Genomic DNA, 26,470 nt, shown 5'->3' on the forward strand with positions numbered 1-26,470 from the left:
GCCCGCCGGGACCGCTACGGTCCGAAGTCCAGCAGGACCTTCCCTGACACTGCTGAGTTCCGGGCCACGTCAAAGGCCTCGAGCCCCTGCTCCAGCGGGAATTCGTGGGTAATTACCGGGCCTATCCGCAAGCTGCCATCGGCGAGGGCGCCGATGACGTCGGTGATCTCGTCGTTGAACCGGAAGGAGCCCACCAGTTCCAGTTCCCGCGTGATGGCCAGCGAGATGTGCACCGGCTGCGGACCGGAGGGCAGCAGGCCCACCATCACCACCCGTCCGCCGCGGGCTGCACCCTTGATGGCCGAAGCCAGCCCATGGTGGCTGCCGGAGGATTCGATCACCACGTCAGCTTCCACATCGGTGATGGCTTCGGCGTCCCCTGCCTGCAGGACCCGGTCCGCCCCTACGGCAGCGGCAATCTCCAAGGGCCTGGGATGCACGTCAACGGCAACGATTGTCGCGGCCCCGGCCCGGCGGAGGACGGCAACGGCGAGCGCACCGATGGGGCCGCAGCCGATCACCAGCGCGGTCTTCCCCACTACCTCCCCGGTACGTGCCACCGCATGCCAGGCCACGCTGGCCGGTTCGATCAGCGCCGCTGTCCGCAGGTCCAGGCCGGCCGGCAGCTCCCGGAGCATCCGGGAGGGAAGCGTGGCGTAGCGCCTGAAGGCGCCGTCTGTGTGCGGGTACTGTGCAGCGCTGCCAAGGTAGGTGCAGCCCGGTGACAGGTTGGGCCGGTCCGCCGGGTAGCGGGCGGCGCCCGGGCCCGGGGTGGCGGGATGGACAGCCACCGGCGTCCCAACGCCGGGACCCGAACCGTCGGCGGCCGCCTGGGCCACCACCCCAACGATCTCGTGGCCCAGGACCATCGGAGCTTTAAGGATCGACTCCCCCGCCGCGCCGTGCTGCCAGTAGTGCAGGTCGGAGCCGCAGATACCGCCGTAGCGGATCTGTACCACCGCCTGGTCCGCTGCCGGCGGGACCAGCGGCACGTCCTCGATGCGCAGGTCCCCGGCGGCGTAGGCCACCACGGCCGGTCCCGAAGTGGGCAGGTTCAGCGTTTCCATCAGACCACCACCGTCATTCCGCCGTCGATGAAAATGGTTTGCCCGTTCACAAAGTCCGAGCCGGCGGAGGCAAGCCATACGGCCGGTCCGGCCAGGTCCTGGACGGTGCCCCAGCGGTGCGCGGGCGTCCTGCCGAGGATCCAGGAGTTGAACTCCGGATCATCCACCAGGTTCTGGGTCATCTCGGTATGGATGTAGCCGGGTGCAATCCCATTGATCTGGAGCCCGGAGGCTGCCCACTCGGCGGTCATGGCACGGGTAAGGTTGCGCAGGCCGCCTTTGGCCGCGATATAGGGGGCGATTGTGGGGCGGGCCAGGTCCGTCTGGACGGAGCAGATGTTGATGATCTTCCCCCGGCCGCGCGGGATCATGTGCCGGGCGGCCTCCCTGCCCACAAGGAACGCGCTGGTGAGGTCGGTGGCGATGACCCTTTCCCAGTCGGCGACGTCGAGCTCCAGCATGGGGACGCGGTGCTGGATGCCGGCGTTGTTCACCAGGATGTCCAGCGGGCCCACGTTGTCCTCGATCCAGGCGACGCCTGCCGCGGCAGCGGTGTCGCTGGTGACGTCAAAGGCCACGCTGTGGATCCGGCCATGGGCGAAATCCTCGGCCATGGCAGTCTCGGCTGATTTAAGCCGGTCCGGGTCCAGCCCGTTGAGGACAACCGTGGCCCCGGCGCCCGCCAGGGCGCGGGCCAGGGCGTTTCCTATCCCGCGGCTGGAGCCGGTGACGAGCGCCACCCGGCCTGTGAGGTCAAAAAGTCCGTTCATGCCTTGACGCTTCCTTCTGCCGCGTGCGCGGCTGCCTGATCGCTGAGGTGTGAGATGGCCTGCCGGACCACCGTCAGGTCCTGGTCACCCAGTCCCTGGGTTTTGAGTTCCGCGTAGAGGTCGACGGCGGCCGCCGCCAGGGGGACCACCGCACCGGCCACCCGGGCAGACTCCACTACAAAGGTGAGGTCCTTGTGCATGAACTTCGCGGGTCCGGTGACCCGGTAGTCCTTGGCCACAAGGCGTGGTCCCATGATGTCCAGGACCCGGCTTCCGGCCAGGCCACCGGCGAGGACCTCAAAAAGTGCGCCGGCGTCGATGCCGGAGCGCTCGGCGAGTTCGGCAGCTTCGGCGAGTGCCGCCGTCGTGGTTCCCACAATGAGCTGGTTGCAGGCCTTGGCCAAGGATCCCGAGCCGAGTCCGCCGAGGTGCCGGACGGTGGTACCCATGCCGGCGAGGACGGGCGTGATGCGGGCGACGTCGTCAACAGTGCCGCCGGCCATGATGGCCAGGGTCCCGTCCGTGGCGCCGGCCGTGCCGCCGCTGACCGGCGCGTCCACTACCGCGGCGTTGCCGGCGCTGGCCGTTTCCACCCGGCGGCCGAAGTCCCGGACCCGCTGTGGCGAAACGCTGCTCATGACCACCAGCACGGTGCCTGGTTCCGGCGGCTTTGCCTGCCAGGCGGCCAGCAGGCCGGCCGCGGCGTCTTCGATATGGGAAAGGTCCGGAAGCATAAAAATGATCACCGGCAGATCCCGGAGGCCGGCGACCGACCCGGCCCCGGCGGCGCCCAGGTTGCAGAGTTCCGCTACCGGGCCCGGGGATCTGTTCCAACCCGTCACCTGCCAGCCCCCGCGTACCAGGTTTGACGCCATGGGCAGGCCCATCAGGCCCAGCCCCACGAAGCCTACGTTGTTGTCCTGCATGCTGGTGACCCCACATCGTTGTGCCAAAATCGCTCGAAACTGTTCAATATCCTAGCCTCCATTCAGTATGATGAACAGTATGACAACTTCGCCTACCGTGGCCATTGCCGTACCGCTCGAGGCTGAGCTGGTTGAAAGCATCCGCGCCGCCCACCCATCCGTCACCGTCCTGTACCAGCCGGACCTCCTGCCGCCGGAACGCTTCCCGGCCGATCACGCAGGCGACCCGGACTTCCGGCGTACTCCCGAACAGGAAGAGCGCTACTGGGCCATGATCAACCAGGCGCAGGTCCTTTACGGCCTGCCGAACGAAAGCCCTGCCGGGCTGGCCCAGGTGGCCCGGCAGAACCCGCACCTGCAATGGGTCCAGGCCATGGCCGCAGGGGCCGGCGGAGCGGTCAAGGCATCCGGCCTTGACCTGGAAAGCCTGCAGAAGTTCAAGGTAACCACCTCTGCGGGCGTCCACGCCCTGCCACTGGCGGAGTTCGCCGCTCTGGGCATCCTAAACGGTTTCAAGCGCTCCGCAGAGCTGGCCGTGGACCAGTCAAACCGGATATGGCCGGAACTGCGGACACCCACCAGGCTGGTCAGCGGCTCGCGGCTGGTCATCACCGGGCTCGGCGAAATCGGCCTGGAAACCGCACGTGTGGCCCGCGCCCTGGGGATGAAGGTCAGCGGGACCAAGAGGACCGTTGAGCCGCTGGAAGGAATCGACGAGGTAGCAGGCAACGACGGGCTGGCCGGACTTCTCGCCACCGCGGACGCCGTGGTCAACACCCTGCCGGGCACGCCGTACACGGAGCGCCTCTTCAGCCGGGAGATTTTCGCTGCGATGAAGCCGGGAACCGTCTTCATCAACGTGGGCCGCGGCACGGTGGTGGATGAGGATGCCCTCCTCGAGGCCCTGGACAGCGGCCAGGTCTCCTACGCCTGCCTGGACGTCTTCGCTGTGGAGCCACTGCCGCAGGAAAGCCCGCTGTGGGACCATCCCCGGGTGATGGTCTCCCCGCATACTTCGGCGCTGAGTGCCGCCGAAAACCGGCTGATCGCGGAGCGTTTCTCCGCCAACCTCGGCATCTTCCTGGCCGGCGGCGAGCTCCCGCACCTGGTTGATCCCGTGCATTTCTACTGACCGGCACCCCCCGATATACAAAACGCCCGGCCCGCAGTGATGCGGGCCGGGCGTTCTTCGTTGCAGTCCTAGTGTGCGTCTTCCACCAGGACGAGGTCGCGGCCATTGGTTTCCGGTGTGAAAAACGTGGTGGCGAAGGAGATCGATGCCAGCACCAGGGAGTAGATGGCGGGCACCAGCCAGGAGTGGTTGGTGGCCGCAAGCAGTGCCACACCGATCATTGGAGCGAAGCCGCCGGCCAGGACAGCGGAGAGTTCGCGGCTCAAGGCCACGCCGGTGAAGCGATGCTGGGAGCCGAACAGTTCGGGCAGCAGGGCGCATTGCGGGCCCAGCATGGACTGCACACCCAGGGCGATGCCCACCACCATAACCACCCAGACCAGGGTGACACTGCCCAGGGTGACGAGGTAGAAGGCAGGCAGTGCGATGACGGCCTGGAACAGTGCGCCATAACGGTAGACCGGGACCCGGCCGTACTTGTCCGACAAACCGCCGAAGACCACCACCATAACGGCCGCAAAGCCTGCGGCGATCAGCAGGCCGGTAGGGCCGATGAACTTGTCGCCGGCGAAAACGCCGGCCGGCATGCTGATGAAAGAGACCAAAAGCGCCGAATAGATGGAGGAGTTGCCGTTCTCGCCCATGCGCAGCCCGATGCCCACCAGGACGTTCTTTTTGGAATGCTTCCAGATCTGCCCTACCGGGTTTTTCACCACGGCTTTGTGCTTCTCCAGTTCCTGGAACACCGGGGTTTCCTTCAGCCGGAGCCGGATGAAAACAGCCACAACAATGAGGAGGAAACTGGCCAGGAACGGCACCCGCCACAGCCATCCCTGCAGCACTTCCTTGTCGGCAAGGGCCATCAGCGCAAAGGTGCCGGCGCCCAGCAGCGTGCCCATCTGGATACCCACGAAGGGCAGGGAAGCGAAGAATCCACGACGGCGGCGCGGCGCGACTTCGGAGATCAAGGTGGTGGCGCCAGCCTGCTCGGCGCCGGCGCCAAGGCCCTGGACGATACGCAGCACCACAAGGAGGACCGCGCCCAGCATCCCTGCCTGTTCGAACGTCGGCAGCAGGCCGATGGCGAAGCTGGCCATACCCATCAGGCCGATGGTCAGAATCAGGACCATCTTCCTGCCGAACCTGTCTCCGATATGGCCGAAGACCACGCCGCCGAAGGGCCGGGCCGCGAAGCCCACACCATACGTCGCGAAGGAGGCGATGACGGCTCCGCTCTCCCCCAGCGGGGAGAAGAACAACGGGCCGAAGATCAGCGCCGACGCCAGCCCGTAGATGTAGAAGTCGTAGTACTCCAGGGCGGAGCCCACGGAGCTGGCCAATGTTGCCCGGCGCAGCTGGTCAGGGTCAACGACGGCGTCGTCCCTGCCGGCCTGTGGTGCATTAGTACGAGTTGTCACAAGAACTCCCTCACAACACTCCAGGCCTCCGTTGGCCTGGTGGGTCAGTGATCACACCTGTTGTGCTGATCACTATATTGAACAGAGTACATCAAGCTGAACAATGAGCAAGGGGGTGATGGGAAATACGCCGCTATCCCATGGGGTTGCCCAGCGAGTGGGCCAGCTCGCGGAGCTCCTTCACCATCCGGGCGCCCTGTTCGGGCGTATAGGTGGCCTTAAGAGCAGTCACAGACAGGCCAAGGCTCGGCCCGTGGGCGCCGCGTGTGGGAACGGCGACGGCCAGGCACACCACGCCCGTGGTGGATTCCTCATCTTCAAAGGCGTAGCCCTGTTCCCGGATTTCCAGCAACTGGGCCTTCAGCTCGGCGCCGGTCCGGAGGGATTTCGGCGTGAGGACGGGAAGTTCTGCATCGTCGGCGAAGAGGTCATCGATGTCATGGTCGTGGAGCCGGGCAATCAGGGCCTTCCCCACGGCGCACAGCGACACCGGCATCCGGTCGCCGATGTTAGACGTCAGCCGCACGGCAGGGTGGCCTTCATAACGGGCCAGGTAGATCACGTTTGTACCGTCCAGCATGGCGATCCGCACGGTCTCACCTGACAGCGTGGCGGCCTGCTCGCAATAGCGGTAGAACTCCTGGACTTCATCCAGCCGGCTCAGGTAAGCGGCGCCGAGTTCCACCAGCTTGCGCCCCAAGGTGAACTCCGCCCCCTGCCTGCTGATCAACCGGGCCTCCTCAAGCGCCAGCAACAGGTTGGACGTGGACGACTTGGGGATCCCGAGCTCGCGGGCCAGATCACTCAGGGTCAACCGCCCCGTTGCTGAGGCGGCCAGGGCATCCAGGACGGCCGCCGCCCGGGTTACTGCCGGCGCCGGGGAAGAGCTCCCAAGTCCGTCTGACGGGCGGGCGGTGCGGGAATCGGCCATGATTCTCCTTTGATGGGGCGTCGGAAGCTACCGTGACGTACTGTTCATTCCGCTGAACAGTAACCATCATAATGGCTGCATGGTTTGCCGTGGCCGTGGGTTGCCGGCTGACCAGACGCTTCCACGGGACACCTGCGTGTCGGACACCGTGTCAACTTCGTGTTTCCTGAAGTTCACGGTATATTCATCACAGGCCCTCCACCGCGGCATCCCCCAATAGTCGCGGTGGAGGGTTTTCCAATGCCCGGACCCGGGTGCGGCCCGTCACCAGGACCCCGCTTTCAGCCGCTCAGGCGGCGTCCGCCACCGACTCCCGCAGCCGCCACCCACCGCCGAGTCCGTCCCGCTGCAGCAGCATGGTGGTCAACGCCGAACCTGCATTGCGGCCCAGCCTGACCTGGACCTGCAGGACCTCCACATCGATCCGGCTGCCGCCCTTGGGCATCCTGCGTTTGAGCTCCCACCAGTTCACCCGCTCAAACCATCTGACAGGTTCGGCACCCACCGTCCATTCCCTGCCGCCGCTGAGCACCGCCGTGGGCCGTCCATCCTTGCCCGTGTGCACTATCACGTGTTCCATTCCTGCAACTTAGGGCAGGGCACCGACATCATGGCCCGGCAGGCGCCGGGCACGGCCGGTGTGGAAGAATCGACCGGTCCGCTGCAGGGAAAGTAAAGAGGGAAAATGCTCCAAGGCTACGTCGATTCCATCTCCCCGAATAAGCTCACGCTGACCGGGTGGATCCAGGTGGACCCCAGCGGGCAACCACCCGCCCTGCATTTTGACCGCAACGGAGAGGTCTCCGGCGCCGCAGTGTTTGGCCACGAAAGAGCCGATGTTGTGGCCTCCCTGGGTGTGCCGAACCGGGTGTTCACGCTGAGCCTGGATGAGCCGGCCGAAAGCCATCACCTGCTGGCGAAGTCGCACCATGTGGCGGCCGTCGTTGACGGCGTCCGCAGCCCGGTCCAGCTGGGTGGTCGCGCTTATCATCAGATGATGGCCGACTTCGTCACCACCGCTTCGGCCAATTCCAGCGGGACCCGTGAAGTGATCCTGGACGCCTTGCAGGTCAAGGAGTCCGGCCTGGCCAAGTATGCCCGGGAAAGCGCCGCTGCGGGCAAGTCCGGCGACCTGTCCTACCTGGCTTCCCGGTGGGCATGCGCTCCGGCAACGACACAGCCCAGCTGGGCCGCGACGGGCACCTCTTCCTGACGGGCGGAAGCAACGCCCTCCGCGACCAGTACCGCGAACCCGCCACCGATGCGGCGAAGGCAGCCATGGAGGAGAAGGCCCAGCGGTGGGAAGCGGCCCTTGACTCCAACGCAAAAGCCCTGGCGGAACTGGGAATCCCTTTCCTGCAGGTCATGATTCCCGAGAAACTGACCGCCCTCCGCCACCTGGCGCCCCTCCCCATCAGCGGGCCCACGCCGCTGTACAACCGGGTGGATGAACTCATGGCAGGAAAGCCGGGCTACCTGAATTTCCTCGGCATGTTTGATGGTTGGGACAACGAAATAGGGGCCTGGCAGCGGAACGATACGCATTGCTCCCCCGCCGGTTCCCTGGCCATGACACGGGCAATGCTGGAGCGGCTCCCGGGCTGCGACCCCCGCTGGCTTGACGGGGTCAGCCTGACCGAAACCACGTACCGGGACGGGGACCTGTCAGCCAAGTTCTTCGACGTCCCGCTGTGGGACAAGCAATACCGTCCTGCGCCCGACGCTTTGGGCGAGCAGGAGATCACCAACGTCTATTCGTATTCACCGGGCCACTTTGTGGGGTCCCATAACATCTGGCAGAACAGTGCCCCGGTATCGGATAAGAAAGTGGTCGTTTTTGGCAATTCCTTCTTCGGCGGAGTGGAAAGCCCCACCCGCCTGGGCTGGTGGTTCTCGCGGCTGTTCAGGGAATACCACATGAAGTGGGAGAACGCGCTGGACCTTGACTACATCCGCGACGTACGACCCGACTACGTCATCTTCCAGACCATCGAACGGTTCCTGGTACGTCCCCCGGCGGCGAACACAGCCTAGGGGCGTCCCCGGCCGCACACCGGGAAAACGGGAAAACCCCGCATTTACAGCCAATCAGGCTGCAACTACGGGGTTTTCTTTGGTGGGTCCTACCGGGATCGAACCGATGACATCCACGGTGTAAACGTGGCGCTCTACCAGCTGAGCTAAAGACCCAAACGATGCTCCGGGCGACGGCGCCGCCCTGACCAACGAACATCGACTCTACCCCACCCCCGGCAGCAACGCGAATCGGAAGGGGTCCCGCGGTCCGCGGGGTCAGGGGGTGGGAAGTTCGCTCTCCAGCCAGGTCAGCGATTCGCTGACTCCCGACTCGAGCTTGAGGGTGGCTTTGTCGTCGCCGCGCGTGGCGCCCCTGTTGATGATTACGACGGGCTTACCGTCTTTAGCAGCGTGCCGGACGAAGCGCAGGCCGCTCATGACAGTTAACGACGAGCCCGCCACCACCAGGGCTTCGGCGTCGTCCACCATGGCGTAGGAACGCTCCACCCTGTCTTTCGGCACGTTTTCGCCGAAGTACACAAAGTCGGGTTTCAGCACTCCCCCGCAAGCAGGGCACACGGCCACCACAAAGGTGCTGATGAGCGCGTCGTCCTCGACTGTTGCGTCGGCGTCAGGCGCGATTTCCACCACATCGGCGGCGAGTGCCTGGGCCAGGAAGTCCGGGTTCAACTCCGTCAGCATCCCGGCCAGGAGCTGGCGGGAGTAGTTCCGGTGGCAGTCGAGGCAGACCACACGGTCGTACCGGCCATGCAGGTCCACGACGTTGGTGCTGCCGGCATCTTCATGCAGCCGGTCCACGTTCTGGGTGATAAGGCCGGTGAGGAGCCCCCGCTGCTCCATCCTGGCCAGGGCGAAGTGCCCCTCGTTGGGGTCGGCATGGCGCAGATGTGACCAGCCGATATGGTTCCGGGCCCAGTAGCGCCGGCGGTTTGCCGCATCCCTGGTGAATTCCTGGTACGTCATGGGCTTGCGTGGTGCCGAGTCCGGGCCCCGATAATCCGGGATGCCCGAGTCAGTGCTGAGGCCGGCGCCGGTGAGAACGGCAAGCCGCAGTCCCGCCAGTAAACCGGAGGCAGTCTCAAGGCCCGGAAGATCCGACGCCGACGGGCCGGCATTGGGGACGGGCGGCCTGCTGGCAAACCCGGTCAGTCCGATCCGGGGCCGTGGTTCTGCCATGTCAGGACCCGGCCAGCGTGGCCAGGGCCGCGAGGTAGGCGCCCACGTCCCGCGCCACGCCCCTGGGATTCAGCACCGAGTACCGGATGGTTCCGCCGGGGTCGATGATGAACGTTCCCCGGCGGGCCATGCCGCTGGCAGGGTCGAAAACGCCGTAAGCGCTGGCGACTGCGCCGTGCGGCCAGAAATCCGAGAGCAGGTCAAAGCCGAAACCCTCCTGCTCGGCGTAAGCGCGCAGGCTGAACTTGCTGTCCGCGGAGACCGCCAGCACGGCGGCCCCGGCCGCCTCGAAGGCGGCTGCATTGTCCCGGAGGTCACCAAGCTCCCCGGTGCAGATGCCCGAGAACGCGAAAGGATAAAACACCAGCACCACAGTCCGGCCCCGGTAATCCTGCAACAGGACGGGCTCGCCGAACTGGTTGACCAGCTCAAAGGGCGGCGCTGTGCTGCCCACCGCAGGAACTTCAGCGGTGGGGGCCAGCGCAATGCTCACTTGTTTTTCCTGCTCACCAGCCGGGTGGCGCTCCAGTCCTTGGAAACGCCGGCTGACGTGGTGACGTGCAGACCTGCAGTGGGGGCGGCTTCCTGGATATCTGCCGGTGAGGCGTACCCGTCCCGGCCCGACTTTGGCGTCAGGACCCAGACAACTCCGGTTTCGCTCAGCGTGGTCAACGAGTCCATCAGGCTGTCGACAAGATCGCCATCGCCTGCACGCCACCAAAAGATGACGGCGTCAGCAACTTCATGATCGTCTTCATCCAGCAGCTCAGACCCCGTGAGGTCCTCGATATCGTCACGTAAGTCGAAATCGACGTCGTCGTCGTAACCGAACTCCTGAATCAGATCCCCAGTCTTGAAACCCAATTTTTCCGCCACATTTACCGAAGTGGCGGCGTCGGCCTCGCTCACGTGTACCTCCAATGCCTCATGTATGCAGTCTGCATAGTGATTTCCATTACTCCAAGCCAACACCCTTTGTGCCTGCTCTTCAAGCTGCCGGCCCCGTCGCGGCACATATTCTGCGTCACATCGGGGACCTTCACCCCGCTTCGCAGCGGCTTTTAGTCACACAACCAGTATGACGGCGAAATACAACCGGGGTGCCCAGGGCGCGGCTACGCATCGGGTTACGGTCAGGGCTAGAGTGGCTGGTGACATCTATGCCTGCCGGACAACAACCGTGTAACTCCGCAGCAGGGATAGAAGCTCTAGGACCCTGCCCGGCACACATGACCGGGCTGTTGTAACCGAATACGTCGCACACGGCGTATGTACGCCGGGCAGTCACCCTGCCTGGCCTGAGTGCGCCGTTCATGCGCGCAAAGAGAGGTTGGACGTGGCTGCAGGAGAAGATACCTCCCATATCCTCAGCGGGTTGACTAACCAGCTGCCTGATCGTGATCCGGAAGAGACTGCCGAGTGGGTTGAGTCGCTGGATTCCCTGATCAGGGAACAGGGCACGGAGCGTGCCCAATTCATCATGCGGAGCCTGTTGCAGCGCGCCGGTGCGCAGAGCGTCGGGGTGCCCATGGTGACCACCACCGATTACGTGAACACGATCCCGGTGGACCAGGAAGCACCGTTCCCGGGCAACGAGGAATACGAACGCCGGTACCGGGCCTACATGCGGTGGAACGCCGCGGTCATGGTCCACCGGGCGCAGCGGCCCAGCATCGGGGTGGGCGGTCACATCTCCACCTATGCCGGGGCCGCGACCCTGTACGAGGTGGGCTTCAACCACTTCTTCCGCGGCAAGGACGCCCCGGGCGGCGGGGACCAGGTCTTCTTCCAGGGCCACGCCTCCCCCGGCATGTACGCCCGGGCGTTTATGGAAGGCCGGCTGACCGAGGAGGACCTGGACGGGTTCCGGCAGGAAAAGTCCCGGCAGGGCCACGCCCTGTCCTCCTACCCGCACCCGCGGCTGATGCCGGACTTCTGGGAATTCCCCACCGTGTCCATGGGCATCGGGCCGATGAACGCGATCTACCAGGCCCAGTCCAACCGGTACCTGCACAACCGTGGCCTGAAGGACACCTCGGACCAGCAGGTCTGGGCGTTCCTCGGTGACGGGGAAATGGACGAGCCCGAATCCCGCGGCCTGCTCCAGCTCGCCGCGAACGAGAACCTGGACAACCTGAACTTCGTCATCAACTGCAACCTCCAGCGCCTCGACGGGCCGGTCCGCGGTAACGGCAAGATCATGCAGGAACTCGAAGCGTTCTTCCGCGGCGCGGGCTGGAACGTCATCAAGGTCGTCTGGGGCCGGGAATGGGACGAGCTCCTGGGCCAGGACACCGACGGTTCGCTCGTGAAGATCATGAACGAAACCCCCGACGGGGACTACCAGACCTACAAAGCCGAATCCGGCGGGTTCGTCCGTGAACACTTCTTCGGTAAGGACCCCGCCACCAAGGACCTCGTCGCGGACCTCTCCGACGACGCGATCTGGAACCTCAAACGCGGCGGCCACGACTACCGCAAGGTCTACGCCGCGTACAAGGCAGCCACCGAATTCAAGGGCAAACCCACCGTCATCCTCGCCAAAACCGTCAAGGGCTACGGACTCGGACCCCACTTCGAAGGCCGCAACGCCACCCACCAGATGAAAAAGCTCACGCTTGATGATCTGAAGAAGTTCCGCGACCACCTCCGGATTCCGGTCACCGACGAGCAGCTCGAAAAGGATCCGTACCAGCCGCCGTACTACCACCCCGGTAACGACGCCCCGGAGATCAAGTACCTGCACGAACGCCGCGCAGCACTGGGCGGCTCCGTCCCGGAGCGCCGCTCCAAGCACGCAGAGATCACCCTCCCCGAGGACAAGACCTACGAGGTGGCCAAGCGCGGTTCGGGCAAGCAGCAGGCAGCGACCACCATGGCGTTTGTCCGGCTGCTCAAGGACCTGATGCGGGACAAGGGATTCGGCAAGCACATCGCCCCGATCATCCCCGACGAGGCACGCACGTTCGGTATGGATGCGTTCTTCCCCACGGCCAAGATCTATAACCCCAAGGGCCAGAACTACCTTTCCGTGGACCGCGACCTGGTCCTGGCCTACAAGGAATCCGCCCAGGGCCAGCTCATCCACCCCGGCATCAACGAAGCCGGCGCCGTGGCAGCCTTCACCGCCGCCGGCACCGCCTACGCCACCCACGGCGTCCCGCTGATCCCGGTCTACGTGTTCTACTCCATGTTCGGCTTCCAACGCACCGGCGACGCCTTCTGGGCCGCCGCGGACCAAATGACCCGCGGCTTCATCATCGGCGCCACCGCAGGCCGGACCACCCTCACCGGCGAAGGCCTCCAGCACGCCGACGGGCACTCCCCCATCCTCGCCGCCACCAACCCGGCCGTGGTCACTTACGACCCCGCCTACGGCTACGAAATGGGCCACATCATCCGCGACGGCATCGAACGGATGTACGGACCGGACTCCACCGACCGGAACCTGATGTACTACATCACGGTCTACAACGAGCCGATCATCCAGCCCGCCGAGCCGGAGGGCCTGGACGTCGAAGGCGTTATCAAGGGCATCTACCTCGCCGCGCCGGCGAAGATCGACGGTCCCCGGACCCAGATCCTCGCCTCCGGTGTCTCGGTGCCGTGGGCCCTGGATGCCCAGCGGATCCTGGAAGAGGACTGGGGCGTTTCCGCCGACGTCTGGTCCGTCACCTCCTGGAACGAACTGCGCCGCGACGGCCTCGCCGCCGAAGAGGAAGCCTTCCTCAACCCCGGCCAACCCGCACGGGTGCCCTTCGTTACCCAGCAGCTGGCCGGTGCCACCGGCCCGGTTGTCGCGGTCACGGATTACATGAAGGCAGTCCCGGACCAGATCCGGCAGTTCGTCCCCAACGAATTCGCCTCCCTCGGCGCCGACGGCTTCGGCTTCTCCGACACCCGCGCAGCAGCACGCCGCTTCTTCAAAAACGACACCCACTCCGTGGTGGTCCGCGCACTGGAGATGCTGGCACGCCGGGGCGAAGTGGATGCCCAGGCACCCGCCAAGGCGATCGATAAGTACAAACTGCTTGACGTTAATGCCGGCACCACCGGCGGCGCGGGCGGCGAGTCCTGATCACGCTTCTGTGACCTGACCCGATGACGACGGCGGCTCCCTCCGAAAGGCGGGGGCCGCCGTCGTCCGTTCCGCGGCGCCCGGTGCTGTGACGCACACCAAGGCGGATTGTAGCCTTTGCACAAATGGAGCTTGTGGGGCGCGGGCCGTATGCTCGGAAGATGCCAGCACCCGCCACCCCTCCCGCGAAGCGCAAACCGGCCCAGCCCAAAGTCACTCCGGAGAAGTCCGAGACGCTCAAAAAGCTGCGGGCCAACGTGGGCCAGCTGTCCACCACCACCATGCGCGAGCTGGAGAAATCGCTCCCCTGGTACAGCCGGCTGAGCTCCGATGAGCGCTCGGCGCTGGGGATGGTGGCACAGAACGGCATCGCGGCGTTTGTTACCTGGTACGAGCGGCCCAGTTCGCCGTCCTGGATCCTGACCGACGTCTTCGGCACTGCACCCACGGAACTCACCCGCTCCATCAGCCTCCAGAAAGCTCTCCAGCTGATCCGGATCGTGGTGGAGGTGGTGGAGGACCAGGTCCCGGTGATTGCCCCCGAAGCCGACCAGCCGTCGCTGCGCGAGGCTGTGCTCCGCTACTCCAGGGAAGTGGCGTTCGCCGCCGCTGACGTCTACGCCCGCGCGGCCGAGTCCCGTGGTTCCTGGGATACCCGGCTTGAGGCACTGATTGTGGACGCCATTCTGCGGGGCGAAAACACGGATGCGCTGCGGTCCCGGATCGCCGCCCTTGGCTGGAAAGCGCAGGAACGCTTCACCGTGATGGTGGGCAACTCGCCGTCGGAACCCAGCGCCAGCTACGTCAGCGAACTGCGCAGGATGGCGGGTCGCTACGCGGAGGATGCCCTGGTGGGCATCCAGGGCGACCGGCTGATCCTGATCCTGGGCGGTGTGCAGGACCGGGAAACCGCCTACATCAAACTCAGTGAGATGTTCGCTCCCGGTCCCGTTGTGTATGGCCCCGAAGCCGGGTCCCTGCTGGAAGCCAGCAGCTCGGCCCAGTCGGCGTTCGCCGGCCTGACGGCGGCACGCGCCTGGCCGTCCGCGCCGCGCCCGGTGGCCGCCGATGACCTGCTGCCCGAGCGGGTAATCTCCGGTGACGACGCCGCGCGCCGGTCCCTGGTGAAGAACATTTACCGGCCCCTGGTGGCGGCCTCCAACGGGCTTGTGGAAACACTGGGAACCTATTTGGAACTTGGCCATTCGCTGGAAGCCACAGCACGGGAACTTTTTGTCCACGCCAACACCGTGCGGTACCGGCTCAAGCGTGTCTGCGACGTGACAGGCTGGGATCCGCTGCTGCCAAGGGAGGCCTTTGTGCTGCAGGCAGCCCTGGTGGTGGGACGGCTTTCGGCCCCGCCAAAGGCCGCCACGGAACGTCAGCCCTCCCGCAATCAAGCCTGAGCCGTTGTAGACTTCCTACAACCTGACCCCATGAGCTTGGTGCGGACAAACACCGCTGAACCACGCAGTAATTTGGAAAGCTGGATACGTGCTTGCAATAGTCTGCCCTGGACAGGGCTCACAGACCCCTGGTTTCCTGGCCCCCTGGCTGGAGCTGCCTTCGGTAGCGGGCCGGTTGGCCGCCCTCAGCGACATCGCCGGCCTGGACCTCGTGGCCCACGGCACCACCTCCGATGAGGAAACCATCAAGGACACCGCCGTTGCGCAGCCCCTGATTGTTGCCGCAGGCCTGGTCACGGCGGCATCGCTGTTCGATGTGGACCTTAACTCCCTGCCCGTGATCCTTGCGGGCCACTCCGTGGGTGAGATCACCGCAGCAGCCCTCTCCGGCGTGCTGACCGAGACCGAAGCCATGACGTTCGTCCGGGAACGGGCCAACAGCATGGCCGCCGCAGCAGCAGTCACCCCTACCGGCATGAGCGCCGTGGTGGGCGGGGACCCCGCGGAAGTCCTGGCAGCCATCGAAGCCGCCGGAGCAACCCCGGCCAACGTCAACGGCGCAGGCCAGACAGTTGCCGCCGGAACCTTTGACCAGCTGAAGGCCCTCGCGGAAAACCCGCCGGCAAAGGCCAGGGTTATCCCCCTCAAGGTGGCCGGCGCATTCCACACCAGCCACATGTCCCCCGCCGTGACCGCCCTCGAGGCCCTGGCCCCGCAGCTTAAGCCGCAGGCACCCACGGTGCCGCTGCTGTCGAATTTCGACGGCGGCGAGGTCACCGACGGCGGCGCCGCAGTGGCCAGCCTGATCGCCCAGGTCTCCCGTCCCGTCCGTTGGGACCTGTGCATGGAGACCTTGGTGGGGCGCGGTGTGACCGGCGTCATCGAACTCGCTCCGGCCGGGACCCTCGCCGGGCTCGCCAAGCGTGGCATGCCCGGCGTCAAGACCGTGGCCGTCAAGACCCCCGATGATCTTTCCGCCGCCCTGGCACTCTTCGCAGAACTGGAGGGAAACGCATGAGCGTTCCTACGCTGAAACAGGCTCCCATCCACGAGCACACCCGGATCCTGGGCCTTGGCGCCTTCCGGCCGGATGTCATTGTCACCAACGATGACGTCTGCCAGTGGATTGATTCCTCGGACGAGTGGATCCGCCAGCGGACGGGCATTGTCACCCGGCACCGGGCAGCGGCCGGCGTCAGCGTCATCGACATGGCCGAGGGCGCTGCCCGCGAGGCCATGGAGAAGGCAGGCATCCAGGCTTCGGAACTCGGCGCCGTCATCGTCTCCACCGTCACCCACCCTTACGCCACCCCGTCGGCGGCCGCCAGCCTGGCGGACAGGCTGGGTGCAACCCCCGCGCCGGCATTCGACATCTCAGCGGCCTGCGCCGGGTACTGCTACGGAATCGCCCAGGGCGACGCCCTGGTCCGCTCCGGTGCCGCCAAGTATGTCCTGGTGGTCGGCGCTGAAAAGCTCTCCGACGTCATCGACAACCGTGAGCGCACCATCTCGTTCCTTCTCGGCGACGGCGCCGGCGCCGTGGTCATCGGGCCTTCCGACACGCCGGGCATCGCCCCTTCCGTGTGGGGCTCAGACGGCAGCAAGTGGGATGCGATCGGCATGACCCGCTCCATGCTGGACGTCCGCGACCTCGGCATCGCGGCCCGGCAGTCCGATTCAACCGGCGACCTGGCCCTCCTCGAAGAAGCACAGGAGCTGTACCCCACCCTCCGCCAGGACGGCCAGACGGTCTTCCGCTGGGCGGTCTGGGAAATGGCCAAGGTGGCCCAGCAGGCCCTCGAAGCCGCCGGCGTGGAAGCTGAAGACCTGGTGGCGTTCATCCCGCACCAGGCCAACATGCGCATCATTGATGAGATGGTGAAGAAGCTCAAGCTGCCGGAGACGGTTACAGTTGCACGGGACATTGCCGATGCGGGAAACACTTCCGCGGCATCCATCCCGCTGGCCACCCACCGCCTGCTGCAGGAGAACCCGGCACTGAGTGGCGGGCTGGCCCTCCAGATCGGCTTCGGCGCCGGCCTGGTGTTCGGCGCCCAGGTAATTGTCCTCCCCTAGAAACGCCCACCGGGCCGCACCCGCGGCCTGACCCATTTCCGGCATCCCCTGCCGGTAATACAGAAAAGGAGCCATCAATGGCTAGCAACGAAGAGATCCTGGCCGGCCTGGCTGAAATCGTCAACGAAGAGACCGGCCTTGCGCCCGAGGCCGTAGAGCTGGACAAGTCCTTCACCGAGGACCTGGACATCGACTCCATCTCCATGATGACCATCGTGGTCAACGCTGAAGAGAAGTTCGGCGTCCGCATCCCCGACGAAGAGGTCAAGAACCTCAAGACCGTCGGCGACGCCGTCAGCTTCATCGCAGGCGCACAGGCCTAGCAACCAACTGCGCCGGCTACCGGCGCGGCAGGGCTGCCGGTCTGGACCACCGGACCGGCAGCCCGCGCTTTCCGGCACACGTGCCACGCGGCACAGCGCCGAACATCAACATGCGGGACCCTTCGAGAAACGAAGCCGGATTCCCACCGACAGAGAGTGATCCCATGACACGCAAAGTAGTCATTACCGGTCTGGGTGCCACCACGCCCATCGGCGGCGACGTACCCACGATGTGGAACAACGCGCTCAAGGGGGTCTCCGGTGCCCGCACCCTGGAGGACGACTGGGTTGCCCAGTACGAGCTCCCCGTCCACTTTGCAGCCCGCTGCAGCACCCCCGCCCTTGACGTGCTGAGCCGCGTCGAAGCCAAGCGGATGGACCCCTCCACCCAGTTCGGCGTTATTGCCGCCCGTGAGGCCTGGGCTGACTCCGGCATCACGGAGTTCGACAAGGACCGCCTGGCCGTTGCCTTCGCAACAGGCATCGGCGGCGTCTGGACCCTGCTGGACGCATGGGACACGCTAAAGGCCAAGGGCCCCAGGCGCGTCCTCCCGATGACCGTTCCCATGCTGATGCCCAACGGTGTGGCCGCTGCCGTCAGCCTCGACCTGGGTGCCCGCGCCGGCGCCCACACACCCGTGTCCGCCTGCGCTTCCGGCACCGAAGCACTGCACCTTGGCCTGGAACTCATCCGCTCCGGCAAAGCCGACGTCGTGATGTGCGGCGGCGCCGAAGCCGCCATCCACCCGATGCCGCTGGCCGCGTTCGCCTCCATGCAGGCCCTGTCCCGCCGCAACGACGACCCGCAGGGCGCCTCCCGTCCATACGACACCGGCCGCGACGGCTTTGTTATGGGCGAAGGCGCAGGCGCCCTGGTCCTCGAGGCCGAAGAGCACGCCCTGGCCCGCGGCGCCCGCATTTACGGCGAACTGGCCGGCACCTCTGTCACGGCCGACGCGTACCACATCACCGCACCGGACCCGCAGGGACTCGGCGCAACCCGTGCCCTGAAGGCTGCCATGTTCGATGGCCGCATCCAGGCCGAGGACGTGGTGCACGTCAACGCCCACGCCACCTCCACCCCGGTCGGCGACAAGCCCGAGTACACGGCGCTCCGCGCGGCGCTGGGCACCCACGTGGACAACGTGGCCGTCTCCGCCACCAAATCGCAGATGGGCCACCTCCTGGGCGCTTCCGGCGCTGTGGAAGCGGTCCTCACCGTACTCGCCGTGTACGAGCGCAGGGCGCCGCTGACCATCAACCTGGAAAACCAGGATCCGGAGATCCCGCTCGACGTGGTCACCTCCCCCCGGACCCTGCCCGGCGGCAGCATTGTGGCGCTGAGCAACTCCTTCGGCTTCGGCGGCCACAACGCCGTGGTCGCGATCCGCAGCGTGTAGTACGCCGGCCCAGGTGGCCGCTGCACAAAAGGGAGGCCCCGCCGTTGGCGGGGCCTCCCTTTCGCTATGGAGATTCAGGGCTGGAACGGCCGACGGCGGTCAGCCCACCTGGTGCAGCCAGCGGACGGGGGCGCCTTCGGCCGCGTGCCGGAAAGGCTCAAGCTCCTCGTCCCAGGCTTCGCCCAAGGCAAGAGACAGTTCGTGGTAGACCGCCGCGGGATCGCCGGCGCCCGATTCGTAGGCGTAGCGGATGCGGTCCTCGGAAACCATGATGTTTCCGTGCACGTCCGTGACGGCGTGGAAGATGCCGAGTTCGGGGGTATGGGACCAGCGGCCACCGTCGACGCCCTGGCTGGGTTCTTCGGTGACTTCATACCGGAGGTGCGCCCAGCCGCGCAACGAGGATGCGAGCGTAGCACCCGTCCCGGGTGTGCCGGTCCAGGACAGCTCGGCGCGGAACATTCCAGGCGCGGCCGGCTGCGGCGTCCACTCAAGGTCCGTCCGCTTGTCCACGACAGACCCCACTGCCCACTCGACGTGAGGGCACAGTGCGGTAGGGGCAGAGTGGATAAACAGCACACCGCGGGTTGTTGAATCAGACATTCCATCCTCCATGGCTCTAGGTACGTCTTCCCCAACGACCTCTGCCTGGACGGAACTGCTGACCCGCTTCTGCGGTGGTGCTTCCTCCCCGATATTAAACTGTACTTCTCAAAGATGAGTCCGGACTTGCCCTGAGCACCAGACCCGAAGGGTTGAAGCTGCACTTGAAAGTTCCCGGACGTGACTCTCATTGTGCCGTACCCCGCAAAATAACGCCAGTGCGATTCCCCACACTTTCCGCTAAGCGCGGGGGTGCGCCTGCTGGTAGCTTTGCCGCAGCCGGTCAACGGAGACATGGGTGTAGATCTGCGTGGTGGCCAGGCTGCTGTGGCCAAGTATCTCCTGGACGGCACGCAGGTCCGCGCCGCCATCCAGCAGGTGCGTCGCGGCCGAATGGCGCAGGGCGTGTGGTCCGGAGGCGGAGGTGTCGCCGAGGGCTTCGAAGAGCCGGTTCACGAGCGTGCGCACCTGGCGCTGGTCCACCCGGCCGCCCCGGGCCCCCAGGAAAAGCGCAGGCCCGCTGGTGCCCGTGGCGACCAGCGGCCGGCCCCGCCGCAGCCAGTCATCGACGGCGACCGCTGCGGGCACCCCATAAGGGACGGTCCGCTCCTTGTTGCCTTTGCCGATGACCCGCAATGTGCGGCGGTCGGGATCCAGGTCGTCCACGTCCAGCCCGGCCAGCTCGCCCACGCGGACGCCGGTGGCATAGAGGAGTTCCACGATGGCGCGGTCCCGGACCGCCAGCGGGCCGCCGTCGGACGCGGCCGTGGCGAGGCCCGCCAGCAGCCGGTCCAGCTGGGAAGCCTGCAGGACTCCGGGAAGGGACCGCTCCCGCTTCGGCGCCTTCAGCCGCAGGGCCGGGTCTGCGGGGATCCGCTCCTCCCGAAGGGCCCAGGATGTGAAGACCCGGGCGCTTGCTGACCTGCGCGCCAGGGTGGCGCGGGCTACGCCAGCCGAGTTCTGCGCCCCCAGCCAACGGCGGAAGGTGCCCAGCTCAAGGTCGGCCAGGCTTGCGGCGCCCTCCTGCGCAGCGTAGGCAAGCAACCCGGTCAGGTCACCAAGGTAGGCCCGCCGGGTATGGGGAGACACGGCACGTTCGCCGGAAAGGTAAGCGGCAAACGCCTCAAGGGGTTCGCCGAGCCCCGGCGGCAGGTCAGTGCACTCCACTCCCCCACCATCTCAAACCAGGCCCGGCCAGGCCCGGCAGACACGCTTAGGGCCAGGCTACTGGTTGGCTGAACTTCCCAGGGATACCTGGATCTGGCAGCGGATCCCATCGAGGACCTCTGCATCCGTGCGGGCGGCGTAGACAGCAGCGGTGGCGCCCAGGTGGAGGATGGCGGCAACTGCCCGGGCCAGGACATCGGCGTCAGCAGGCTTGACGGATCCATCGCTCCGCAGAATGTCCGCCATCACCAGCTCCAGCTTTCTGGAAAGCTGGAGCCCCTCCTGCCGGAAGGGTTCGCGCGGGTCACCGAAAACCAATTCCTGCTGATAGCTCCGGCCGTTTTCCGGATGCTCCCGGATGCATTTCACAACGGGTTCCAGAAGCGCCACCAGGGCCGGGACCGCACCGGGCCCCCTGACGAGCCGGGCTGCGGAGATCCCCTCCTGGATTGCAAGCTCAAACTTGACGTTCTGGACCATGATCAACAACTCGGCCTTGGTGGACGCATAGAGATACAGCGTTCCGATCGCCAGGCCCGCCCGGTCGGCTACCTGCTGCGTGGTCACACCGCGCACACCAGCCACGGCGAACAACTCCGCCGCAGCCGTCATGATCCGCAACCGCTTGTCCGCCTTGCGCCGTTCCCTGCGTCCCAGGGCTTCGTTCACGACGCCTCCTTGACAAGGTTTATGAGTGTATTCATAATTGAGTCTACTCGGATATAATACAAATGGCGAGATCATCAGGAGATACATTGACGCACAAGGCGGAACCCGACCATAGGAGCGTCCCAACGCTGCAAGTAATGGCTGCGGGCCGGTCATTGGCGTACCGCGAGTTCGGCCGCCCCGGCGGCGTGCCGCTGGTTTTCCTGAACCACCTTGGCGCCAACCTGGACAACGCGGACCCCCGGATCATGGACGGACTGGCAGCCCATCGCCGTGTCATTGTCCTCGGCTACCGCGGTGTCGGAGGATCCGCAGGAGGGGTCCGGACCACCATCGAGGAGATGGCAGCAGATACCGCGGCCGCCATCCGGGCCCTGGGTCATAACAAGGTTGATGTGTTCGGCTTGTCCATGGGCGGCATGGTGGCCCAGGAACTGGCAGAGTCCGTACCGGAGTTGGTGGACCGGCTCGTCCTGGTGGGCTCGGGTCCCCGCGGAGGCACTGGCCTCACCCGGATGTCAGGCGTCACCCTCCGCGGCACCCTTAAGGCCACAGCAACGCGCGAGGATCCCAAAACCTTGTTGTTTTTCACCCGGACGGCCGCGGGCAGGACCGCAGCTGCCAGCTACCTGGGCCGCCTCGCCGAACGCACAACGAACCGCGACGAGGCAGTGAAACCCGGGGTCCTCCTTGCCCAACTTGCCGCCGTGCGGCGCTGGGGTGCCTTGCCCGCGTCAACCTTGGCCCGGTCCTCGACTCCGGCGCTGATCCTCCACGGCGACAGTGACCGGATGGTTCCGCCCGCCAACGCAGCCGCGCTGGCTGCCCACTTCACCGAAGCAGCACTGGAGGTGTTCGCAGACTCCGGTCACGGCGCAGCCTTCCAGAACCACGCCCGGACAGTACAACTGACCCTCGAATTCCTGGACCGCCAGACCGGAAGCCCGGCCGCACCGAACACCACCAGCCCCAACCAAGGAGACATCTGAATGCGCGCGTTCGTCATCGAAAAGTACAAGCAGCCCCTGCACGAGGCAGACGTGCCGGAACCGACCGTCGGCGACCATGATGTCCTGATCCAGGTCGCTGCGGCAGGCCTGAACCAGTTGGACGAAAAGATCCGCGAAGGCGAGTTTAAGCAGATCCTGCCGTACACCTTCCCGCTAACACTGGGACACGATGTTGCCGGCACAGTTCTTAGTGTCGGCGCCAAGGTGGTGGGGTTCGCGCCGGGCGATGAGGTGTACGCCCGCCCGGCAAAAAATCAGGTGGGTGGTTTTGCAGAGCGGGTTGCAGTGGCTGACCGCGACCTAGCCCTGCGTCCAACCTCCGTCAGCCTGGTGGAAGCCGCTTCGCTGCCACTGGTGGCACTGACCGCATGGCAGGCGCTGGTGGAGAGGGGAAACGTCCGCCCCGGCCAGAAAGTCCTGATCCATGCGGGCGCCGGCGGAGTGGGCAGCATCGCCATCCAACTGGCGAAGCATCTTGGTGCCACCGTCGCCACCACCGTGAGCGGCCCCAACACCGGGTTTGCCCGCAGCCTCGGCGCAGATATTGTCATCGACTACAAAACGGAAGACTTTGAACAGCTGGTCAAGGACTACGACCTGGTCCTGGACAGCCTGGGCGGGGAAAACCTGGCCAAATCCCTGCGGGTACTCAAGCCGGGTGGCCTGGCAATCGGCATTGCCGGCCCGCCGGACCCCAGCTTCGCGGAGGCAAACGGCCTCAATGCGCTGCTGCGCTTTGGAATCGGCGCCATCAGCTCAAAGGTCCGCCGGCAGGCCAAAAAACTCGGCGTCAGGTACGAGTTCCTCTTTATGCGGGCCAGCGGCGACCAGCTGCAGAAGCTTGCACACCTTGTTGACAACGGTTCCATCCGGCCAGTGGTTGGAAAAGTCCTGCCATTCGATCAGACACCGGAAGCCCTCGCTTCGCTGGCCAGGGGCGGCTTCCGTGGCAAAGCGGTTATTTCCATCGGGCATTGAACCCGCACCCGGCCTAGAATTCAGTCACCCTCAAAGGAGAACCAGCCATGAGCAGCAACAACAGCGCCGAACCGGTTATCACGTCCTACGCCCAGGCGCCCACCCACACGGTAGACGCCGGCGGCGCCACCTACGCATACCGTGAACTGGGGCCCAAGGGCGGCATTCCCGTCGTGTTTTTTGTCCACCTGGCAGCGACGCTGGATAACTGGGATCCCCGGATCGTGGATCCCATCGCCCGCCACCGGCACGTCATTACCTTCGACAACAAGGGTGTGGGAGCATCCACCGGCCAGGTTCCACAAACCATCGAGGAAATGGCCGACGATGCCTTCACCTTCATCAAGGCACTCGGGTACACCAGGATCGACGTCTTTTCGTTTTCCATGGGCGGGATGGTGGCGCAGGACCTCGTGGTGAAGCACCCGGACCTGGTCCGGAAGCTGATCCTGACCGGCACTGGCCCCCGGGGCGGCAAGGACATGGACAAGGTCCTGCGCACCACGTGCCTCGACCTGGTCCGCGCGGGGATCACCCGCTCGGACCCCAAAGAGTTTCTCTTCTTCAACCGCAACGCCACAGGAAAGCGGGCGGGTAAAGCCTTCATCAAGCGGCTGCAGGAGCGTGCCGCCGGTCGGGACAGCGAGATCAGCCTGAAGGCGTTCCAGACCCAGTTGCGGGCCATCCAGCGTTTTGGCCGCTCGGCTCCATCCGACCTGTCACAACTCACCCTGCCTACACTGATCGCCAACGGCGACAACGACAGAATGGTGCCCTCAATCCTCTCGAATGATCTGCACCAGCGAATCACGGGCAGCGAACTGGTGATCTACTTCGACTCAGGCCACGGCGGAATCTTCCAGTTCCACGAGGAATTTGCGCCGTTGGCCACCCGTTTCCTGGCATCCTGACCCAACTGTCCGGCGACGGCAGGCTCCACAATGGATGACAATCCGCGCACCGCCGTCAGCAAGCACTTCACCAGCTCCATTCTCTTATGGATGCGCAGCGACAAGCCCCGCCAGGATGGGATGTGCGGAAGATTGATGGCCTTGCGGAAGTAACCTTCACTTCCCTCCTGTCGCCACTGCTGGACCGCAAGCAAACAGCACTGGCGTACCAGGACGAAGTCAACGTTTTCCCGCCGCGCCCTCCTGTATGCGGCTGCCCCGAACACGTCCCGCTGGTACGCGGCGTGACTGGCCTTACGGAGCTTGCCGGGGCCGATGACCGGGACAGCTTCTGCACGGGAGGCGGTGCCGGCGGTGTCAGCAGCCTGCTGACACCAGCCGCATCAGCGATCCACGCCTACGACGTTGCAAAAACGCTGACTTACGTCCGGGTGGCCAGATACTGACCGCACCGGAATGAGAGTATCGTCCAGCAACCGGTAACCGGGTCGGCGCGGCAGCGGTCAGCGGGTCAGCAGCACTTCAACTTGGCCCTTGATGTCCTGGAACACCTGGTCGGCATCCGCAGCCGCGTTGAGGCTGACCGCCATGCTGAGGAACATCACTGCCGAGATCACCCTGGCCAGCGTCGCAGCCTCGGCAGCATTGAAGTTCCCGCGGTCCGACAGGAGACCGGCCATGGCCTCCTCGGTCTCGCCGACGATCGCAAGCGCCTCCCCATGGCGGGGTTCCTGCGGGTCTCCGAACGCCATTTCGCGAAGATAGGTCCGTCCGTTGTCCACCTGCTTCCGGTTGCATTCGACGATCGGCCGGACAATTGCCAGCACGGCGTCGGTGGGGTCATTGATGGCCGCCGCTTTCGCTTTGCCCGCTGCGAGCGCCTCGGCGTAGGTGGCGTTTTGCACCATGAGCAAAAGCTCGCCCTTGCTTTTGGCATACAGGAACAAAGTTCCCGCGCCGATGTCAGCTTTCTCGGCGATCTGCTGCGTGGTGACATCGTCCACACCGAATTCAGCGAACAGCTGGTCTGCCGCAGCCTTGATGCGGTCCAGCTTCTCCTGCTTGTTCCGTTCGCGTCGTCCTGGCGGCTGCTCTGCGGTGCCCATGGGTTGTTTTCTTTCTGGAATAATTAATGACCATACTCAGTTATGAGTATAGTCAACGCATCGGGATGCCGGTATCTCCGAACCATTCTCCCACGGCCGATCTCCACGAGCCGTTGACCGGCCTCGTTCAAACCCCTCACAAATAGTGCGAAGGATCACCCACCCATGATTTCAGCTTCCCTCTGGCAGCCGACCACTCTAGGCCGTCTTGAGCTTCCCCACCGCCTGGCCATGGCACCAATGACCCGGAACCGCGCAAATGCCGATGGCACCCCCGGACCACTGATGGCCGAATATTACGGACAGCGCGCGTCACTCGGGTTACTCATCACCGAAGGTGCGCAGCCGTCCGCTGATGGGCAGGGCTACCTGAACACACCCGGGATCTACACGGCAGAGCAGATCCAGGGCTGGCGGGAGGTCGCCGAAGCAGTCCATGCACGCGGTGGGCATCTGTTCATTCAACTGATGCACGTTGGGCGCATGTCCCACCCGGACAACACTCCCCACCACCGACAGCCGGTAGCGCCGTCGGCCATCTCCGCCGAACAGGATATGTTCACTCCAACCGGTCCGCAGAAGACACCGGTTCCCCTGGAACTCGACTCCGAAGGAATCCAGCAAGCCATCGCTGACTTCCGGACGGCGGCCGCGGCGGCGATTGAAGCGGGAGCCGACGGAGTGGAGATCCACGGCGCCAACGGTTACCTCCTCCACCAGTTCCTGTCCCCCAACGCCAACACCCGTACCGACGGCTACGGCGGTTCGGTAGCGAACAGGTCCCGTTTTGTTGTGGAAGTGGCCAGGGCAGTTGCCGGGGAAATCGGTGCCGACCGCACGGGCATCCGCATCTCCCCCGCCTTCCCGTTGGGCGGAATCGACGAAGGTGATACCGAAAGCGTCCGCCGGCAGTACACCCACCTGGTGGGCCAGCTTGCCACGCTGAAGCTCGCTTACCTGCACGTCCACCACCTCGGTGACGACGAGCTCCTGCGCTCCTTCCGCGACCTCTGGCCCACAGCCGTCCTGGTACTCCGATACGGACGCACCAAGGAGCAGATTGCAGACGAGATCGACGCCGGGCTGGCCGACATTGCTCCCTTGGGCCGCTTCGCCCTGGCCAACCCGGACGTCGTGGAACGGCTCAGGACCGGCAGCGCCCTGAACGAGCTGGATCCAGCCACGCTGTACGCAGGCGGCGCCGCAGGCTACACAGACTACCCAACGCTTGCCAGCGCCTGACCCCGGCCAACTTTCCATCGCAGGCGGCGTCCAGCGCTGCCACC

General features: G+C 65.4%; 27 protein-coding genes and 1 tRNA gene. 14 read left to right on the plus strand and 14 right to left on the minus strand.

Annotation, left to right across the window (positions count from 1 at the left end; translation table 11 throughout):
• Positions 1-14: 14 nt before the first annotated feature.
• Genes ACRB8A_RS11050 through ACRB8A_RS11060 form a run of 3 tightly spaced genes read right to left on the minus strand, consistent with a single transcriptional unit; the run spans position 15 to position 2,763 of the window.
• Positions 15-1,067 (minus strand): L-idonate 5-dehydrogenase, encoded by a 1,053-nt coding sequence (locus tag ACRB8A_RS11050; RefSeq protein WP_432244703.1) that lies wholly within the window; start codon positions 1,065-1,067, stop codon positions 15-17.
• On the minus strand, positions 1,067-1,837 hold the full coding sequence (locus ACRB8A_RS11055; RefSeq protein WP_432244704.1) for an SDR family oxidoreductase: 771 nt from the start codon (positions 1,835-1,837) through the stop codon (positions 1,067-1,069). The genes ACRB8A_RS11050 and ACRB8A_RS11055 overlap by 1 nt, the downstream gene beginning before the upstream one ends.
• A complete protein-coding gene (locus ACRB8A_RS11060) occupies positions 1,834-2,763 on the minus strand; it encodes an NAD(P)-dependent oxidoreductase (RefSeq protein WP_432244705.1) in 930 nt (309 codons plus the stop codon). Before ACRB8A_RS11060 ends, ACRB8A_RS11055 begins: the two co-directional genes overlap by 4 nt.
• Positions 2,764-2,830: 67 nt before the next feature.
• Here ACRB8A_RS11060 and ACRB8A_RS11065 point away from each other — a divergent pair, with 67 nt between their 5' ends.
• Complete coding sequence (locus ACRB8A_RS11065; protein ID WP_432244706.1) at positions 2,831-3,895, plus strand: D-2-hydroxyacid dehydrogenase; 1,065 nt, start codon at positions 2,831-2,833, stop codon at positions 3,893-3,895.
• Positions 3,896-3,963: 68 nt separating this feature from the next.
• Here the strand turns inward: ACRB8A_RS11065 and ACRB8A_RS11070 are convergent, their stop codons facing one another.
• The 3 genes from ACRB8A_RS11070 to ACRB8A_RS11080 all read right to left on the minus strand — a co-directional run bounded on the left by ACRB8A_RS11070 (position 3,964) and on the right by ACRB8A_RS11080 (position 6,824).
• Positions 3,964-5,313 (minus strand): MFS transporter, encoded by a 1,350-nt coding sequence (locus tag ACRB8A_RS11070; RefSeq protein WP_285240034.1) that lies wholly within the window; start codon positions 5,311-5,313, stop codon positions 3,964-3,966.
• A 133-nt stretch (positions 5,314-5,446) separates the two neighbouring features.
• A complete protein-coding gene (locus ACRB8A_RS11075) occupies positions 5,447-6,244 on the minus strand; it encodes an IclR family transcriptional regulator (RefSeq protein WP_432244707.1) in 798 nt (265 codons plus the stop codon).
• 289 nt (positions 6,245-6,533) lie between these two features.
• The gene (locus ACRB8A_RS11080) at positions 6,534-6,824 is read right to left on the minus strand and encodes a hypothetical protein (RefSeq protein WP_432244708.1); all 291 of its coding nucleotides are present in this window, start codon (positions 6,822-6,824) and stop codon (positions 6,534-6,536) included.
• Between the two features lie 105 nt (positions 6,825-6,929).
• On the opposite strand from ACRB8A_RS11080, the gene ACRB8A_RS11085 reads away from it, so the two are divergent.
• Both ACRB8A_RS11085 and ACRB8A_RS11090 read left to right on the plus strand, forming a co-directional pair.
• The gene (locus ACRB8A_RS11085) at positions 6,930-7,457 is read left to right on the plus strand and encodes a hypothetical protein (protein WP_432244709.1); all 528 of its coding nucleotides are present in this window, start codon (positions 6,930-6,932) and stop codon (positions 7,455-7,457) included.
• A complete protein-coding gene (locus ACRB8A_RS11090) occupies positions 7,403-8,278 on the plus strand; it encodes a hypothetical protein (RefSeq protein WP_432244710.1) in 876 nt (291 codons plus the stop codon). Before ACRB8A_RS11085 ends, ACRB8A_RS11090 begins: the two co-directional genes overlap by 55 nt.
• Before the next feature lie 80 nt (positions 8,279-8,358).
• Here ACRB8A_RS11090 and ACRB8A_RS11095 read toward each other — a convergent pair.
• From ACRB8A_RS11095 to ACRB8A_RS11110, 4 genes are all read right to left on the minus strand, one after another.
• Positions 8,359-8,434: transfer RNA gene (locus ACRB8A_RS11095), tRNA-Val, on the minus strand.
• Positions 8,435-8,536: 102 nt separating this feature from the next.
• Positions 8,537-9,457, minus strand: coding sequence for an NAD-dependent protein deacetylase (locus ACRB8A_RS11100; protein ID WP_050684775.1), 921 nt, complete (start codon positions 9,455-9,457; stop codon positions 8,537-8,539).
• Position 9,458: 1 nt separating this feature from the next.
• Positions 9,459-9,950: a peroxiredoxin gene (locus ACRB8A_RS11105; protein ID WP_285240031.1), complete on the minus strand. Its 492-nt coding sequence runs from the start codon at positions 9,948-9,950 to the stop codon at positions 9,459-9,461.
• Complete coding sequence (locus tag ACRB8A_RS11110) at positions 9,947-10,366, minus strand: DUF3052 domain-containing protein (RefSeq protein ID WP_050684777.1); 420 nt, start codon at positions 10,364-10,366, stop codon at positions 9,947-9,949. Before ACRB8A_RS11110 ends, ACRB8A_RS11105 begins: the two co-directional genes overlap by 4 nt.
• Before the next feature lie 427 nt (positions 10,367-10,793).
• On the opposite strand from ACRB8A_RS11110, the gene aceE reads away from it, so the two are divergent.
• The 6 genes from aceE to ACRB8A_RS11140 all read left to right on the plus strand — a co-directional run bounded on the left by aceE (position 10,794) and on the right by ACRB8A_RS11140 (position 18,740).
• Positions 10,794-13,535 (plus strand): pyruvate dehydrogenase (acetyl-transferring), homodimeric type, encoded by a 2,742-nt coding sequence (aceE, locus tag ACRB8A_RS11115; protein WP_432244711.1) that lies wholly within the window; start codon positions 10,794-10,796, stop codon positions 13,533-13,535.
• A gap of 161 nt (positions 13,536-13,696) precedes the next feature.
• The gene (locus tag ACRB8A_RS11120) at positions 13,697-14,941 is read left to right on the plus strand and encodes a PucR family transcriptional regulator (protein ID WP_056598620.1); all 1,245 of its coding nucleotides are present in this window, start codon (positions 13,697-13,699) and stop codon (positions 14,939-14,941) included.
• Positions 14,942-15,029: 88 nt separating this feature from the next.
• Positions 15,030-15,959 carry an ACP S-malonyltransferase gene (locus tag ACRB8A_RS11125; protein WP_197273604.1) on the plus strand — a complete coding sequence of 310 codons (930 nt, stop codon included), beginning with the start codon at positions 15,030-15,032 and terminating at the stop codon, positions 15,957-15,959.
• Positions 15,956-17,017, plus strand: coding sequence for a beta-ketoacyl-ACP synthase III (locus ACRB8A_RS11130; protein WP_050687144.1), 1,062 nt, complete (start codon positions 15,956-15,958; stop codon positions 17,015-17,017). Before ACRB8A_RS11125 ends, ACRB8A_RS11130 begins: the two co-directional genes overlap by 4 nt.
• Positions 17,018-17,094: 77 nt before the next feature.
• Positions 17,095-17,340 carry an acyl carrier protein gene (locus tag ACRB8A_RS11135; RefSeq protein ID WP_009359314.1) on the plus strand — a complete coding sequence of 82 codons (246 nt, stop codon included), beginning with the start codon at positions 17,095-17,097 and terminating at the stop codon, positions 17,338-17,340.
• A gap of 164 nt (positions 17,341-17,504) precedes the next feature.
• Positions 17,505-18,740: a beta-ketoacyl-[acyl-carrier-protein] synthase family protein gene (locus ACRB8A_RS11140; protein WP_050687141.1), complete on the plus strand. Its 1,236-nt coding sequence runs from the start codon at positions 17,505-17,507 to the stop codon at positions 18,738-18,740.
• Between the two features lie 99 nt (positions 18,741-18,839).
• Here ACRB8A_RS11140 and ACRB8A_RS11145 read toward each other — a convergent pair whose 3' ends face one another.
• The 3 genes from ACRB8A_RS11145 to ACRB8A_RS11155 all read right to left on the minus strand — a co-directional run bounded on the left by ACRB8A_RS11145 (position 18,840) and on the right by ACRB8A_RS11155 (position 21,179).
• Positions 18,840-19,343 (minus strand): DUF3145 domain-containing protein, encoded by a 504-nt coding sequence (locus ACRB8A_RS11145; RefSeq protein WP_050687138.1) that lies wholly within the window; start codon positions 19,341-19,343, stop codon positions 18,840-18,842.
• A gap of 240 nt (positions 19,344-19,583) precedes the next feature.
• Positions 19,584-20,510, minus strand: a complete 927-nt coding sequence (locus ACRB8A_RS11150; RefSeq protein WP_050687136.1) for a tyrosine recombinase XerC — start codon at positions 20,508-20,510, stop codon at positions 19,584-19,586.
• Between the two features lie 57 nt (positions 20,511-20,567).
• The gene (locus tag ACRB8A_RS11155; RefSeq protein WP_432244712.1) at positions 20,568-21,179 is read right to left on the minus strand and encodes a TetR/AcrR family transcriptional regulator; all 612 of its coding nucleotides are present in this window, start codon (positions 21,177-21,179) and stop codon (positions 20,568-20,570) included.
• 137 nt (positions 21,180-21,316) lie between these two features.
• Between ACRB8A_RS11155 and ACRB8A_RS11160 the strand changes: the two genes are divergently transcribed.
• The 4 genes from ACRB8A_RS11160 to ACRB8A_RS11175 all read left to right on the plus strand — a co-directional run bounded on the left by ACRB8A_RS11160 (position 21,317) and on the right by ACRB8A_RS11175 (position 24,524).
• Entirely contained in the window at positions 21,317-22,168 is an 852-nt protein-coding gene (locus ACRB8A_RS11160) for an alpha/beta fold hydrolase (protein WP_432244713.1), read from the plus strand.
• On the plus strand, positions 22,169-23,167 hold the full coding sequence (locus tag ACRB8A_RS11165) for an NADP-dependent oxidoreductase (protein WP_432244714.1): 999 nt from the start codon (positions 22,169-22,171) through the stop codon (positions 23,165-23,167). It begins immediately after the preceding gene.
• A gap of 47 nt (positions 23,168-23,214) precedes the next feature.
• The gene (locus tag ACRB8A_RS11170; RefSeq protein WP_432244715.1) at positions 23,215-24,078 is read left to right on the plus strand and encodes an alpha/beta fold hydrolase; all 864 of its coding nucleotides are present in this window, start codon (positions 23,215-23,217) and stop codon (positions 24,076-24,078) included.
• Positions 24,079-24,200: 122 nt separating this feature from the next.
• Positions 24,201-24,524, plus strand: coding sequence for a hypothetical protein (locus tag ACRB8A_RS11175; RefSeq protein ID WP_432244716.1), 324 nt, complete (start codon positions 24,201-24,203; stop codon positions 24,522-24,524).
• Between the two features lie 57 nt (positions 24,525-24,581).
• Here the strand turns inward: ACRB8A_RS11175 and ACRB8A_RS11180 are convergent, their stop codons facing one another.
• Positions 24,582-25,184 carry a TetR/AcrR family transcriptional regulator gene (locus tag ACRB8A_RS11180; RefSeq protein WP_056598644.1) on the minus strand — a complete coding sequence of 201 codons (603 nt, stop codon included), beginning with the start codon at positions 25,182-25,184 and terminating at the stop codon, positions 24,582-24,584.
• A gap of 165 nt (positions 25,185-25,349) precedes the next feature.
• On the opposite strand from ACRB8A_RS11180, the gene ACRB8A_RS11185 reads away from it, so the two are divergent.
• Positions 25,350-26,426, plus strand: a complete 1,077-nt coding sequence (locus tag ACRB8A_RS11185) for an alkene reductase (RefSeq protein ID WP_056598647.1) — start codon at positions 25,350-25,352, stop codon at positions 26,424-26,426.
• The last annotated feature ends 44 nt before the right edge of the window (positions 26,427-26,470 follow it).

Origin of the sequence: Arthrobacter sp. G.S.26, from assembly GCF_050847375.1 — a bacterium.
Lineage (GTDB): Bacteria > Actinomycetota > Actinomycetes > Actinomycetales > Micrococcaceae > Arthrobacter.